11 protein-coding genes are annotated in these 15,799 nt (G+C 55.0%); 4 read left to right on the forward strand and 7 right to left on the reverse strand.

The annotated features are described in order from the left end of the window. Positions 1–22: 22 nt before the first annotated feature. The 6 genes from JSS75_03115 to JSS75_03140 form a co-directional block, all read right to left on the reverse strand. Positions 23–382 carry a hypothetical protein gene (locus JSS75_03115; GenBank protein ID MBS1902673.1) on the reverse strand — a complete coding sequence of 120 codons (360 nt, stop codon included), beginning with the start codon at positions 380–382 and terminating at the stop codon, positions 23–25. A gap of 358 nt (positions 383–740) precedes the next feature. Beyond that, complete coding sequence (locus JSS75_03120) at positions 741–2,324, reverse strand: hypothetical protein (protein MBS1902674.1); 1,584 nt, start codon at positions 2,322–2,324, stop codon at positions 741–743. A 1,010-nt stretch (positions 2,325–3,334) separates the two neighbouring features. Continuing rightward, complete coding sequence (locus tag JSS75_03125; GenBank protein ID MBS1902675.1) at positions 3,335–3,811, reverse strand: SRPBCC family protein; 477 nt, start codon at positions 3,809–3,811, stop codon at positions 3,335–3,337. A 10-nt stretch (positions 3,812–3,821) separates the two neighbouring features. Then, positions 3,822–4,583, reverse strand: coding sequence for a haloacid dehalogenase type II (locus tag JSS75_03130; protein ID MBS1902676.1), 762 nt, complete (start codon positions 4,581–4,583; stop codon positions 3,822–3,824). A 53-nt stretch (positions 4,584–4,636) separates the two neighbouring features. Next, positions 4,637–6,100: a dihydrolipoyl dehydrogenase gene (lpdA, locus tag JSS75_03135; GenBank protein MBS1902677.1), complete on the reverse strand. Its 1,464-nt coding sequence runs from the start codon at positions 6,098–6,100 to the stop codon at positions 4,637–4,639. 75 nt (positions 6,101–6,175) lie between these two features. Then, complete coding sequence (locus tag JSS75_03140; protein MBS1902678.1) at positions 6,176–8,413, reverse strand: hypothetical protein; 2,238 nt, start codon at positions 8,411–8,413, stop codon at positions 6,176–6,178. 595 nt (positions 8,414–9,008) lie between these two features. Between JSS75_03140 and JSS75_03145 the strand changes: the two genes are divergently transcribed. Together JSS75_03145 and JSS75_03150 are read left to right on the forward strand one after the other, a co-directional pair. Beyond that, entirely contained in the window at positions 9,009–10,691 is a 1,683-nt protein-coding gene (locus JSS75_03145; GenBank protein ID MBS1902679.1) for an STAS domain-containing protein, read from the forward strand. 168 nt (positions 10,692–10,859) lie between these two features. Continuing rightward, positions 10,860–11,426 carry a hypothetical protein gene (locus tag JSS75_03150; GenBank protein ID MBS1902680.1) on the forward strand — a complete coding sequence of 189 codons (567 nt, stop codon included), beginning with the start codon at positions 10,860–10,862 and terminating at the stop codon, positions 11,424–11,426. Between the two features lies 1 nt (position 11,427). Here the strand turns inward: JSS75_03150 and JSS75_03155 are convergent, their stop codons facing one another. Then, entirely contained in the window at positions 11,428–12,672 is a 1,245-nt protein-coding gene (locus JSS75_03155; GenBank protein ID MBS1902681.1) for a carboxypeptidase regulatory-like domain-containing protein, read from the reverse strand. Positions 12,673–12,817: 145 nt separating this feature from the next. Between JSS75_03155 and JSS75_03160 the strand changes: the two genes are divergently transcribed. Both JSS75_03160 and JSS75_03165 read left to right on the forward strand, forming a co-directional pair. Continuing rightward, positions 12,818–13,525 carry a class I SAM-dependent methyltransferase gene (locus JSS75_03160; protein MBS1902682.1) on the forward strand — a complete coding sequence of 236 codons (708 nt, stop codon included), beginning with the start codon at positions 12,818–12,820 and terminating at the stop codon, positions 13,523–13,525. 131 nt (positions 13,526–13,656) lie between these two features. Next, on the forward strand, positions 13,657–14,787 hold the full coding sequence (locus JSS75_03165) for a hypothetical protein (protein MBS1902683.1): 1,131 nt from the start codon (positions 13,657–13,659) through the stop codon (positions 14,785–14,787). Positions 14,788–15,799: the final 1,012 nt, after the last annotated feature.

Raw genomic sequence — 15,799 nt, forward strand, 5'->3', positions numbered from 1 at the left:
TGAAGTGGGTAAAAAAATCGGCTTACTTGGTCGATGCGTTGCGAAGCCCGATCGTCGTCCAGATTGCCGTCAGAAAATCCGGCACACCGAGCAGCACGAGATTGATCTTCGCGAGATCGAGCACGACCATAATGAAGAGGATGAGCGTGAACGACAGACGGCCGTACACCGACGCTTTGAAGAAGTTCGTATTCTCTTGCTGCGCGGCACGCAGATAAAAGAAGCCGAGCACGGCGACCTCCAGACCGAAGACTCGCAGCCACAGGTCACCCTGCGGATCGAAGCCGATCATCGTGAGTTCGTTCGGATATACCAGAAGGCTCAAGCCTCCGACGAGCGCGTACGTGCCATGCACAAGGGCGCTCCTTGCTGCTGTTGTCATATTCTGTTGTATAGCGATGAAGAAAAACAATGCTCACACACGCGGACTCGAACAATAGGCTTCAATTGCTCATGGCAATCCTGGGGAGAAGCAGTAGTCCGTGTGCTCTATGATGTTTGATAAACGTGTATCCTAAACTCGTTATATGGTGGCAGGCTGGTTGTACTACCGTGCCCGACCGACTTCAGCGGCCGCAGTGGCCGTCATGAAGCAAACTTAGTTATTTCGGTTCTTCAGCTCCGTCGTATCCTATTACGGAGCAATGTCTTGAAATACAAAATGTTCTCTCGGTCCCATGGAAATAAATATACGACAAAGTTGAGGGGAATGCAAGAACAGGACGCGAATTGTGGGTTTGCTACCGGGCGACCACGAAACGGCAGACCCGAGTCTCGTTGCGCATTACCAGTCTGGCTTCATAGACGCCGGCGGGAAGACATGACACATTGACCACGAGCTCATTCCCCTCTCTCTCGACTCCGCAGCCAACCACCGGCCGCGCTGCGACATCAAAGAGCTGGATCCCGATGTCCGGTGCATCACCAACCGGAATGCGAACGACTCGCGTGGAAGGATTCGGGTAGAGTGTCGCGACGAAAGCGGGTGGGCTCTGTTGCACGGATGATGTCCGCACAGCCACGATCTCGGACTTATAGACACCCGAGCTCTTCGTCCCGAGCCAGAAGCGCTCGCCATCAAACGCGAGCGAGGTGACATCCTTGGCATGCAATCCACCGTTCAGACCGTACCACGTCTTGCCGAAGTCGTCTGAGGCATACACTCCTCTGCCATACACAAGAGCGAGGATGCTCGAATCACGAAGTTTGGCCACCGCGCGGCCATCGTTCGCTTCTGGTAGAGACATTGACAAAACACGAGAGCCTTTATCAAATACGCTAATCCCATTGGCGGCGGCGACAAAGGCGAACTCACCGAGGTCAAGCACGTCATTCACTTTGGTCCGGTAAAAACCCGGCACCCATAAGAAGCTTCCGGAAGTTTGCCGCAGCCAAGTCACCCCGCTATCAGGAGCACCGCCAACCAGGCTCCAAGAACTTCCGGAATCAGCCGAGACTTGAAGCTGACTGGCCAAACTACAACAACTCGGGGACATCAAATTACTGAAGGCATATAGCAGAGTGTCGCGAGGTCGTCCGAGAAAGAGGTGATCCACCGACTGACGATAGGCGTTTGGGATACAGCATGGAATAAGGGGAAGAGCGCTCCACGTGGCTCCCGTGTCCCGAGAAATAGCGAGATTTCTTCCCGGGATATTGAGGTACATAAGTGACCCATCTATCAACAGCTCCCGTGCGACGCCGAGATTCAATCCACGAGACATCCAACTTGTTCCGCCGTCGCTGGAAATGCGAACCGACGAAGAGACAGCGTAGATATTGTGGTTGGAATCGACAGTCAGTGCATTGATGGTGTCTAGTAGAGGTGTTTGGTACCAGAACACGGAGTCTGACGCATTATCGATCTCGGCACGCAACGGGACAGTGAAGCGCTGAGTAACCGACGAATCATAGTAATGGATCGGGTAACTGATGTCCGCCGTACCGTTGTAGTCACCTCCAGTCGCATGAATCGCAACACGGACAACTTCCGAATCGGAGACTCGCAGATTCGAAGCGATTTTAAACGGATAGGCAGTGGTAGCGCAGCGAACGGAATCAGAGATGCAGTAGGTGGGGAGATGGAAGGCGAACTGTTGGGTATCGCGAACTCGAGACGCGGCGATAAATCGCAACGCCGGTGGCACGATTGAATCAGGCGCGATCGTTGCGTGGATCAACGTTTGCAGTGTATCCAGATGGGTACTTCCATCGAAGCCTTTGAATGTGTACTGCGCATTTAGTGACGCCTGAAATTCACCCGAAATTCCGGGGCCGCACGCAAGCCGCACAGTGACATCCGTATCAGATCGCGTAACGTTCAAAATCTTGAATGGGAAAGTCAGGCTATCGAATCGGAGCGATAAAACACGTCCATCGATTCTGTATCGAAAAGTCGATGACTTCCTCTCCCCTACAGGTAGGCTGAATCGAATGGAATCCCCCAGTGCTTGTAATCCCAAAGTAGCCAATTGTGGGAATACGAATGTCGGAGCGTTCGCAAACACAGAGTCGATGCCTTTCTGCTGTAGTGTGAGTCCGAGTGATGAGGGATACGAAGTTGTGTTCCGAAACGGCCCCTTATAGGAAACAAACGATATCCAGAGCGGCCACTTTACCGCATGCGGAGGGATGGATGTCACCAAATTGCCGACGGAATCGGTGATAGCGCTCATAACGACACCTGAGACAGAATCGACGGTAAGACGGACACCGTTGAAGACGATTGGCGTCTCAGTGTAGTTAGAGATGAGCAATATACATTTCCCTTCATAGCGGCGTTGTGCCCAGTTAGCCGTCATTGGGATACCCTCTGTATGCGGCCTCAACAGCACCATGGAATCCGGCCGGATGCCGTATCCGGTGAAGCATACGGAGAATCTGCCGGAACTCTGATCGCAATGACTCTGAAATGGAGTGTAGATTACTTCATAGTCTTCACATGCTGTGATTGTGTCTGCTGATCTTGGCCTAAAGTAGATATCATAGGTGCTGGATGGGCCTGCCTGACGATATACCCACTTAAATGCGAATGTATCCTCATACGGCCCATAAAAGTTAATTCCTGCAACTTCGCGACTGTTGCATAATGGATTCCTCTGACGTGCTGTCTCCACGATGTTCACCGTCGCAACCAGATCGGTATCACCTATGAGGGCAGCGTGAACTTGTCCGAATGAGTCGCTACCTCCAATAAGGAGAAGAAGGCTCGCGAATACAATATGGCGTGCGGACAGATTCATGATGCCACAATATATGAAATTATTGGGAAAATACAAAGTCAATAGTTGATACCCTAGCCCTCAAAGCATGAGATAGATGCTCACAATTAAGCCTATTGTGGCAGTATCCGCTTCCACTCCTCCGATTCCGCCACTCGTTTGATCACCGCATTTCTCTCTTCGAGGAAGCGCGTCATATAGTTAGTGAGAATGAGTGCATTGAAGAGCTTGCCGAGCGGACCCATCGGCGATTCGAAATCGAAATAGTCGGTCATGAGGCACTTGCCGTTCTGGTCGGCGAAGTGGTGTTCGTGACGCATGGAGCGGAAGGCACCTTTGAGCATCTCATCGCAGAAATAGGTTGGGCGTCGGGTCTCCGATATCAATGTGGTGAGGTTCTGCCAGACGCCGAAATGTTTCGCGCGCCATGTGACGGTCTCGCCTGCGTTCATCACGCCGGCGCGCACGCCGGCGACGATATGCTCGCCCGTGCTCGACGTTGAGAGTTGGTGCAGGTCGACGCTCAGCGAGAGGTCGAAGCAGCGCTCGAGCGGAGCCGCAATCAGTGTCTGCAGAGTAATTCGCGGCATGGGATCGTGGCTATCGTGAGGATTCTATGAATCGGACAAGATCGCCCATCGTACGGCCGGTCGCATCGGCTCCCGGGCCGAGCTCTTCGGCTGGCGAACCGAGGCGGTTCAACCAGTACGTCGGATATCCGAACGCTTTCGCACCTGCGGCATCCCACCCGGCAAATGCGACAAACAGGATCTGGTCTTTGCGGAGCTTCAACACATCGACCCCGAGTTGGTACGCACGTGGTTCGGGTTTGTATGCCTTCACTGTATCGGTGCTGATCACGGCGTCGAACATCGTTGTCAGTCCGGAATTCTTCAACCCGGAGCGAAGGATCCGTTCGGTCGCGTTCGAGAGAAAGCAGATCGTGAGTCCGAGTTCTTTCATCCGTGCCAATGCCGGGGCAACGTCGGGAAATGCCTTGAGGTTGAAATATGCGTTCGGGAGTGTTGTCTTCGCATCAGTCGTGAGTTCGACTCCGGTTGCTTTAGCGGCAAAGACAAGCGCGTCGGCCGTGACCGTTTCAAAATCGGCATACTGCCCTTCCAACGATCTAAGCCACATGTACTCGAACTGCCGGGCTTTCCATACATTGCTCAGGGCTGCGCCTTTACCGGGAAAGAGTTTTTCCACGGTCTCGAAGACGGGACGCGGATCCAGAATAGGAAAGGCATCGAATGCAACAGCCTTGAATCGTCCGGATGTCCGAGTGTCGGCCATTGCAGACGAGGCAAGCAGACCAAGCGCGGCGCTCTGAGTAAGCACAAGAAATTCACGTCGTTTCATCGTAGTTGGGTGGTACCGGATCCTCGACGCTCACAGCGCATGAAGCGCTGCGCCTACAGATGGATCGCCTCTCCCATCGCCACCGAGCTTGCTTCCATGACGGCTTCGCTGAGCGTCGGGTGCGGGTGGATGGTCTTGAGGATGCTCTCGGCCGTTGCGCCGTGCGAGCGGGCGATGGCTAGCTCTTCAAGCAGCTCAGTCGCTTCGGGGCCGATGATGTGCGCGCCGAGCAGCTCGCCGTACTTTTCGTCGAAGATCAACTTCACAAACCCTTCGGTGCGACCGATGGCACGGGCCTTGCCAAGCGCCGAGAACGGGAATTTGCCGACCTTGTATGCAACGCCAGCCTCTTTGAGCGCACGCTCCGTCTTGCCGACAGACGCTACCTGCGGCTGACAGTACGTACAGCCCGGGATGTTGTCGTAGTCAACGGTATGCGCATGGCCGAGCGCGATATGCTCTGCCGCAACCAAGCCTTCCGCGCTCGCAACGTGCGCAAGCCACGGCGGACCCGCGACATCGCCGACCGCGTAGATGCTCGGAATGCTCGAACGCATATACTCGTCGACATCAATGAAGCCCTTCGTCATCTTCACGCCGAGCTTCTCGAGACCGATATTCTCGGTGTTGCCCTGCACGCCGATGGCGATGAGCGTACACTCCGCGTCGATCTTCTCTTTCTTGCCGTCGGCAGTTTCGATCTCGACCGTCGTGCCGTCCTTGCCGACTGCGACGTTACTGACCTTCGTGTTGGTGTAGATCGTCATACCGGCCTTCTTGTACATCTTCTCAAGCTCGGCAGATACTTCCGTGTCTTCGACTGGCAGGATGTTCGGCAGCATTTCGATGATTGTGATCTTCGTGCCGAACGTGTGATAGAAATACGCGAACTCGATGCCGATCGCACCCGAACCGACGATCGTCATCGACGCCGGGATGTGATCCATGTTCATTGCTTCGCTTGCGGTGAGGATGCGCTTGCCGTCGGCTTTCAAGCCGGGCAGCACGCGTGCGCGAGCGCCGGTGGCGACGATGATGCGTGCGGCCGAGATCGTCTTCTTCGTGCCGTCTTTGAGCGTCACTTCGACCGAGTTCGCCGAGGCCAGCGTACCCGTCCCGTTAATGAGCTCGATCTTGTTCTTCTTGAAGAGATACTCGATACCGCGGACGTTCTTATCGACCACGCCGCGGGAGCGCTTGATGATGGCGCCGAAATCGACCTTCAGGTTATCATAGGTAATGCCCCAATCCTTCGGCGCCTCTTTGAACTCGGAATAGATCTCCGCATTCTTCAGCAGCGCCTTGGTCGGAATGCAGCCCCAGTTGGTGCACACGCCGCCGAGGCGATCGCGCTCGACCGTCGCGACGCGCAGGCCAAGCTGCGACGCACGAATGGCCGCCGGCTCACCGCCCGGGCCACCGCCAAGCACGATGAGATCGAAATCGAACGAGTGATTCTTATTAAATGGCGTTGCCGCCCCTGCCGCAGGCGCCGTTGGGCTCAGAAGATTTGACATGAAATTCGGTTGTGCAACAAATCGGCGGGATAACAACCGAAGCGTGGGGAAAAGTCCGACTCGGACCCGGTCGTCCTACCGCACGAACTGTGTCACCGCGAGTCGTTGTCCGAACCGTGTCGCCACCGCGATGTACGCTCCCTGTGACAAGGAGCGAGCATTCAATCGGTAGGTTGATCCCCCACACACTGCTTCGGTGAGCGTTACGAGCCTTCGACCCAGAAGATCAAATATCTCCACCTCCGTACCGTTGAGTTCTGTCTGACCACTCAATGTAAAAGAGAGGTCATCGTCCGAGCCTGAGACAGTTACTGTGCAACTTCCATCAACCAGTGCACGACGAGGGACACTTGCAAACGCTTGGTTGTTCGTCCAGATGCCTTGTCCGTTCGTAGATACGTATAGTTGTCTGCCCGAGGTGAGAAGCAACTGCAGCGGCTGCCCACCGCCCACATCTAACGGCTCTTGATCCCAGGTATCTCCGGTGAGCGAACACGAGTACAACCCAAGATTCGTCGCTGCGTAACAACGCCCGCCGGCGATGGCCAGATCGTGCACGCTGTCGGCGATCAGGCTGAGCCATTGATCCCAGGTCGCCCCACCATCGGTCGAGCGGAACACGCCATCGCCAAGCGTTCCGGCGATGACCGTCGAAGTGCCCGAACATTTGAGCACACTTACGGCTGTATTCCGCAGTCCAGTATTCGCTTTCGTCCAGCTCGAGCCACCGTTGGTCGACTTGTAAATCGACGGTGTGTACCCGATCCAGATCGTGCCAATGGGATCGGTAGCAACGCTCAGCAATTGAGTTCCTGTCTTCGGCGTCGGAACCGCTTCCCACGTAACACCTTGGTCGGAAGTGGCGAGCAGCGGAGTGTTGAGATCTGAGAACAACCCATAGAAGGAATTCCCAAACGAGGCCGAGCCGAAGATCCCACCGACGAGCAATGTCGTTTGTTGCTCGTACGAGAACGGTGTCTGCGCGCCGGCATACCACACTCGTGTCGGTACGTAGGGTGCGTCGAAATAATACACATCGCCGTTGTCGGCGACGAACGGTCTGCCGTACGTTGTCGGCAACAAGTATGGCTTTGACCACGACGCACCACCATCGGAGGAGGTCCACGACGTTGGGACGACATAGTCCAGCGTCGAGCTCAGTGTTGAATCATGGACATAGAGTAGCCCCTTCGCGATCTCCTGCATCAGTGGCACCGCTGCAACGGGCATGCCGATCCCCTTCCATGTGGCGCCAAGATCTGTGGTCGAATAGATCCCAGCAGTCCCCGATCCGCTGTTACCCGGAGCCGTGTTCAGGATGACCGCACCAGCAGAGTCCACCGAAAGATTCGAAGATGTGAGCACAACACCGTCGGGGATCTGCCTAAAGCTTGTCCAGCTTCGGGCGGTATCACGGCTGTACACCAGTTGAATGTTCGGATTGCGCTTGGTCGTGTCGATATCGGCAATGCCATAGAGTGTCCCGTCAGCAGCCACGCAGCACGTCCGGAAACGAGCCGTACTATTATATTGGCCACCGTACACAGCGATCGAATCGCGAAACTCCCACGTGTCGTCCGGTCGCAGAATATAGATCGTATTGGCAAAACACATCAGAATCCCCGCCTCACCCATCGAGACCATCTGCGGGATCTGGGTATAATAGACCGTTTTCATATCCGGGGGAAAAGCAATGGTGGTGCTGGTGCCGGTTTGCGGATCATACCTTACCAACTGTTCAGTATTAGGCGATGTCGAACCAAGTAAGAGACAACGCCCACGGGTATCAATCACCATATCGGAGGTTGACATCGGAATGGAAGCGACGGAGTCCCAGTAACGCCCGTCGTTAGTCGATCGGTACAGCGGATAGCCGGCAGCCGGATAGTACGGAATCCCGACAGAGGCATAGTACTCGTAGGCTGACGTTCTGCACACTTGTGAAACCGGCCTGCTGTGGATCAGCGGCTCCCACGTAACCCCGTCGTCGCTGGAGCGATACAGACCCACACTCGACGCCGAGACGTAAGGACTGGCCGTATAGTAATACCGGTTCGCTCCAAATTTGCTGTAACGCACGGTCCCTTGCCCGATCCATCCGCTCGGGCCCGGCAGATACTTCCACGTCTGATCTAACGCGGAGCGTTCGAACATCCGTCCGTCAGCCAACTGAGTCGTGATCGCGCCGCCTGGATCACATTCCACAAACACCGGATACCCTTCGACCGGACCGGTAAGCTGGTACCACTTCTGTGTCTGAGCAACTACCGATGTCGATAACATCAGCAGCAAGAGAAAGACAGGACGCTTCATTGTGATCTGCAAAAGATGATTCGATGACCCATCAAGAACCCGCAAGGGTATGAAAAGTTACAAGCACGTACACTGGTTGAGGCTCGCAACACTCGAAGAGGAGAATTGGCGACCGACTTAGAGCAACTGCGGAACCCGTAACAACAACAATCTACAAGCAGCCACAACGCCCATAGATTATCGCACCCCCAGATTCCTCCCGTTGGTCGGAATGACAAGACCGAAAGATATGCCATTCCGACGAAGGAGGAATCTATTACAACGAGAATCGACTTCCCGTGACGAGAAGGGGGTTTTTTCCTGTTTGCTTACGCCTATGTAAGGGTTTGTAAAATCTTCAACCTGCGTAAGCAAAGTAGATAATAGGCCCTCACGTTATGGGAGGGTTGGGGAGGGACTTTCGGACACACATATTTTTCAGTAAGCAGGAATGTACGCCACATCCCAATGTATCCAGGCTAACTCACAGTTGTAAAGAGCAGCGCTGCCGAGGAGGTAAGCGCGGCCCTATATCGCATCCTTGCATGCGATAAAGCATCGGATTGAAAACACGAATCTAAAATTCGTGTTTGGCATGTCGTATTTTTGTGCAGTAATGAAGATACAACTGCCGCTTGCCTTTACTCCGAAGCTCGTCACCACCCTACGCTCCGGTTATACAAGACAAGATTTCTATAAAGACCTCGTTGCGGGGCTGATCGTTGGCACCGTTGCGCTGCCGCTTGCCATTGCGTTCGGTATCGCCAGCGGCGTGACGCCGGAAAAAGGACTCATCACGGCGATCGTCGCGGGGTTTATTATCTCTGCACTCGGCGGGAGCCGCATCCAGATCGGCGGGCCCACGGGCGCGTTCATCGTCGTGATCTATGGCGTCGTGCAGAAGTTCGGCGTGGACGGGCTGATGATCGCAACCGTGCTCAGCGGCATCGTCGTGCTCGTGATGGGCCTTGCGAAGCTCGGGGGCGTCATCAAGTTCATCCCTGCGCCGGTGATCACCGGGTTCACGTCCGGCATTGCGATCATCATCTTTTCATCGCAGATCAAAGATCTGCTCGGCTTGCAGATGGGTGCGGTCCCGGCAGAGCTCATCGAGAAATGGAGCGCGTACGCGCAGCATGTGGCCGATATCAACTGGTGGGCCGCAGGCGTGGCGCTGGCGACAATCGCGATCATCGTCTATTGGCCGCGCGTGACGACGAAGATCCCCGGGCCGTTCATTGCACTCATTGTGATCACGGTGCTCGTGCAAGCGCTGAACATTCCGGTCGAGACGATCGGCTCGAAGTTCAAAGTGCTCGGCGGTTCGATCCCCGCGCCGCAAGTACCTCACATGACGTTCGCGGCGGTCAGAGAGTTGATCCCGTCGGTCATTACGATGTCGATCCTGATCGCGATCGAGTCGCTGCTCTCGGCCGTGGTGGCCGACGGCATGCTCGGGACGAAGCACCGTTCGAACATGGAGCTCGTCGCGCAGGGCATTGCGAACATCGCTTCCCCGCTCTTCGGCGGCATCCCGGCCACTGGCGCGATCGCACGCACGGCAACGAACATCAAGAGCGGCGGCCGTACGCCGGTCGCCGGCATCGTGCATGCGCTCTTTCTATTACTCGTGTTGCTCGCGATCGGCAAGTATGCGTCGATGATCCCGATGCCGGTGCTTGCGGCGATCCTCGTGATCGTCAGCTACAACATGAGCGAGTGGCGAACATTCAAGAGCATGCTCAAAGCGCCGAAGAGCGACGTGATGATCCTCGTGACGACATTCGTACTGACGGTGGTGATCGACCTGACGGTGGCGATCGAGGTCGGGATGATCATGGCGGCGTTCCTCTTCATGCGCCGCATGGCGCTCGTGACGAATGTGAGCGTGATTACCAACGAGTTCAAAGACGAAGCCGACCCCGAGATATCGCAGACGCTTCTCAATACGGCGATCCCGAGTGGTGTACAGATCTTTGAAATCAACGGCCCGTTCTTCTTTGGTGCCGCGGAGAAATTTTCCGAGACGATCCGCGACCTCGGCACGCCGCCGAAGGTGATGATCCTGCGCATGCGCAACGTCCCTGCGCTCGATGCGACGGGGATGAAAGCGATCGAAGACATTTGGAAGAAGAGCGCACAGCGCGGAAGCTTGTTCCTCATCGCCGAGATCCACTCGCAGCCGTTCATCGCGCTTGAGCAATCGGGTTTGCTCGCGAAGTTCGGTGAAGACAAAGTGCTCGGCAATCTCGAGCTTGCGCTTGGCGCAGCGAAGCAATGGCTTGGTGAAACGGTATAGGAAGCGGCAGAGAACGGAGCCTCCCTGCGTTCCAGCAAGGGATTCTTCGCTTTGCTCAGAATGACGTTACTGATTGAGGTCTTATACTGAACTACCCCGGAGAAAACGTGGGTACCTTTTCGTTGGTGCGGATTGTTATGTAGCCTGACTCAACAACTGTATCTCGCTATGCGCGACAACGGCATTCATCTTACGGGATTGTCGTCGTCGATCGCGAAGGTCAAATTCGCAACGGCAAAACAGTTGGTAGAGCTTGCCAAGACCCACCCCGAGACACTCTATCCTGCGTTCGATTCGATCGTCCCGATCCTTGACGACCACAACAATATTCTCAAATGGTGCGCGACCGATGCCATCGGCTATCTTGCATGCACCGATGACCGGCACCTGATCGATACACTGCTGCCGCGGCTATTTCGGATGCTGCGCGACGGAAAGCTCATCACGGCCAATCATGCGGTTGCGGCGCTTGGGCGCATCGCAAACGCACGGCCAGAGCTACGGCATGCGATCACCGGCGAGCTGCTCAAAGTGGAGCGCTACACTTTCGAAACGAGCGAGTGCCGCAACATCGTCATCGGCAAGACGCTCGAAGCGTTCTCGGAGTATGCGCACGAGGACCGCGAGAACCCGAAGATCGTCTCCTTCGCTGAACGTCAACTTCGCAACACGCGCCCCGCAACGCGCAAGAAAGCGGAGCGGCTGCTGAAGAAACTTGTCGTCGAAGCATCGTAGATCATTGCTCTTTCGCCAATGTGCTGATCTCGCTCGCGCTCAGGACGCGGTTGTAGATCCTGACGTCGTCGATCGCGCCTTGGAAGAAGCCGGAAACCATATTGTCGGAGGTCGTCCCTGCCCCGATCAGCAGCCCCCGCTGCTGTGTCGTACGTCCAGGATTTCCACTCCAGGTCCCACTGGCGGCAATCGCACCGTCGAAGTACATCGTCACCTTGTTTCCGTCTGCAGTGCATACGATCGAATGCCAGCCGTTATCCAACACACTGGAGCGATCGATTACCGTAAATGCAAACGAGCTTCCCGTTCCGTACAGCCACTCGATATTATTGCTTGTCAACCAGAGAGTATACCCATTGAACGAGTTACCGAGGTACTTGTCAATGATCGAGAAATTACCGTTCGCGCTTGGGTTGGGCGCTTTGATCCAGAGAGAGACTGTGAGGGTCGAACTGTTCATCTCTTCGTCAGGCTGGGCAGTTGCAACCGTTGAACCGCCGTTGCAGAGAAGGGCCTGCTTCTGGCCGGAACGCGAAACCCCAAACGTAGCAGACGTTAAGTCCAGATCACGTCCGTTCCCACTCGCATCATGTCCATCGCCGTCGAACGGGTAATACACGAGGAGTCCGTCCGTCGGAATATCACCAACACCGCTCAGTATAAGAGTGACCGTGCTGGTCTGTCCGATCGCAACCACCGTGCTCTTTGATGATGTCGAGAACCCTGTCTTTGACGCTCGCACACTGTAGCTGCCTGCCTGCACGTTCGAGATCGCAAAGTGTCCGCCCGCATCGGTCTGTACCGCGCTCGTCGCGGGGACGGTCGTTACATCGGCTCCAGCGATTCCCACCCCACCCGTGTCGGTCACGGTTCCAACGAGGATCCCTGTGGTCAATGGAGCAGGATTGAGTCTGATGATCGCCGTTGTCGTCTTCCCTGCTACAACGTTTACCGCCGCACTTCCTGTACCCGTTGGCTCCTTCGACGCAGTGACAGTATAAAAGCCGGGCGTCAGGTCCGGCAGTGTATACGACCCGGTCGCATCCGAAAGCAACTGACTCGACGCCGGCGAACTTGAGATCAATGCACCCGAAACCCCTGTGCCGTTCGAGTCGATGACCGTACCGGAAATCGTGCCCGTTGTCGGCGAGGAAGTAACAACATCCTTCGAACAACCGATGAAGATACTCAGGAATGGAAGGATAATCAGGATGATTTTGGTGCTCAAACGATCGATCGCGTTCATAGTGATATATTATGTAGTACTAATATACCGATTGTCCGAAGTATTGTCACACGATCTGGCGGGCACTTATGAATGCCGATTTTACCTGATACGCCCGATAATCCCGTAAATTTGACCGATTCAATAGATTGATTTCGATTCCAGGATGAAATTTCGCGGACTCTTAAAGGGCCTGTTCTTTTTCTTGCGACTGCACATCATCTTCGAGCCGCTGGCCAAGGTGATGCGCTTTGCCTCGGGCCTCTCTGCGGTCTCGAAGTGGATCAGCCAGCATTCCCCGAACGTCAAGTTCAACGATTTCTACACGTTCAAGCGCGATTACGACAAGCGCTACTCGCTCTATGAGCATGTCTGTACCTCCGAGAATCTGCAAGAGTTCGACTACCTCGAATTCGGCGTAGCCTCCGGTCTGTCGCTGAAATGGTGGACGGCCAACAATAAGAACCCCAATGCGCGGTTCTACGGCTTCGACACGTTTACCGGACTCCCCGAAGATTGGGGCCCATACAAGGCCGGCGACATGAACTTCGGGCCGCCGCCGCAGATCGCCGACGACCGCATCAGCTACCAGACCGGCCTCTTCCAACAGACACTACCCGTATTTATCAAGGAACATCGGCTCGACCGACGGCTGGTGCTGATGATGGACGCCGATCTCTACAGCTCGACGCTGTATGTCCTGACGTCTCTCGCCCCATATCTAAAGAAGGGCGATATCATTTTCTTCGACGAATTCAACGTTCCAGCCCACGAATACCTCGCCTTCACCGATTTTGTTCGGTCGTACTACCTGAAATACGAGGTCATTGGAGCGGTGAGTAATTTCTATCAGGTCGCAATCAAAGTATTATAGCGATTAGGCACCCACAACCTCCTAATTTCTATAGCGATAGAAACTTATCCCCCGAAGGGGAGTACAATCTCCAGTTTTTGGTAGTAAATTAGTAGGGAATATTTAAGGCATTTGCCCGTCTTAACAGCGGTATGAGTAGCTTCGCACTTGATGTCACGCGCAACAAGTCGGATCGGCTGTGGCTTCGCTCTCCACAGTGGGACCTGACGTGGGTGTCGCTTTCGGCAGTTTTGATGATTATCCCGTACGGGACGTACTATCTCGGTCAGGCTATCGGCTTCGACCCGGATTTTGCTCGCAATACGGTCAATACCATCATCGCATTCGCGATCGGCGGGCCGCACATGTATGCGACCTACACCCGCACGATTCTCGAGCCGACATTCCGCAAACGGTACTGGACGATCATTCCGATGGCGTTCATTATTCCCTCGCTGGTGATCTACTCGGCGATCTTCCATTTTACGTATCTGCTGACGTTCTTCTTTTTCTGGGCGAGCCTTCACGTGCTCGACCAGATCGTCTTCATCGTCGATTGCTACACCGACCGCCAGAAGTCCGTGCTGACGCGCTATTCGAAGCCGATCGACTACGCCGTTGTGCTCACGGCGCTCTATCCGATGGCGATGTACCGATTCACGCACAACACGTTCACCGTCGGGCAGAACCTGCTCTACTTCCCGGAAGCGTTGAAAGTGGACGCGGTCTGGATCATTGCAAGCGTCCTGTTCGGCGCGTCGTTCTTGCTCTTTGTCGCAAAGACGATCCGCGAGTTCCAGCTCGGCATCGGCAACATTCCGAAGACGTTGTTGATTGGTGTCACTGTGCTCGCGACGTTCTTCACGCCATTCTTTCATGAGTTGGATGTTGCGTTTCAGGGGCTCAACTCGTGGCACTCTTTCCAGTACCTCGGCCTGACCTGGTACATCAACCGTCTGCGCTACGAGCGCGGCGAGATCACGAACCCGCGCATGAAACGGCTCGCTGAACCCGGCAAATGGTGGAAGTTCTACGGCTTCACCGTCTTCGCAGCGCTCAGTGCGATCTCGGTCATCGGCATCCTCCTGCTCACGCAGCAGTATCACCACCTCAGTTTCGATCAGGCGTACTACATGATCATCCTGTGCTTCCTGCTGACGCACTATTACCACGACTCGATCCTCTTCCGCCACTCCGAGGACATCCGCACCGACGCCAAAGACGTCGGTCTCGTCACGACAGCCCAACCCGCCTACGCCTTCGCCAGAGAGCGGGAGGATTGAGTGACGCACAAAGTGAATTTTAGCAAAGGCTCCGAACGGGGCCTTTTTGTATGTGTAACCATGACGATGTGTGCACGTTATCGATACAGCGCAATTGGATAGAACAAAGCACACATCCAACAACTGGTATACTGCTTGCATCGACCGCTCATGGTTATGGTGGTGGATTGTGAGCTTTGCGGTAGTCAACCTGGCCTTTTCCGACCTCGCGAGCGGGCAATGGAGACAAGTGCACAACTTCGGCAACTTCAATCACTACGTTTCGACGGTTTGTTTTCCCACCGGTGTTGATACAGGCAAATTCGTTTGTCTAGTAGGCACGACGAACTACACGCAGGCGCCGACGAATGCCGAAGTGTGGCGAACAACGGATGGCGGTGCCAATTGGCAGCTGAGTTTTCGGTCCATCTACGGAATTGAGTTTGGAATCTCCGAGATCGTTTTCAAAGATAGTTTGACTGGTTGGTTTGGCATGCGAGCCGGTGGAGCAGCTGGTTTAGGTGGTTGTTACAAAACGACCGATGGCGGTGCAACATGGGAAAAACTAACTCTCGACGCAAATACCTCTGGAAGTGATAATTGCACGGCGGTCTGCTACAACAGGACCAGTGGAATTCTTTTCCTATCGCGTTGGGAAGCTCCCGCGCTTTGCTCACGCGACGAGGGCCTCTCGTGGCTTCCGATCATAAGTGGAGGTCAGCAGACAGGTGGAAATGGATTAGCATTTGACGAAGGGAAGACAGGTATTTTGTCTACGGTAGGAAAGATATCCGGTGGCTCACCTGCATACCTAACCTTTGACGGAGGAAACTCTTGGACAAGGAGCACCATCGATTCCGAGGCATGGCAACCCTGCATGCACCAGGGAAATTTCTTCCTTGCCAGCGAGAACGCCTCATCGGGAAATGAGAGGGGACTTATACTACGCAGCTCGGATGCAGGTAACACTTGGATCGCATCGCAGCCCCTGCCTTTTGTGATCACAGGTACAATCCGTGCGGACTCGGGGAGG

Source organism: Bacteroidota bacterium, from assembly GCA_018266755.1.
Lineage (GTDB): Bacteria > Bacteroidota > Ignavibacteria > Palsa-1295 > Palsa-1295 > JAFDZW01.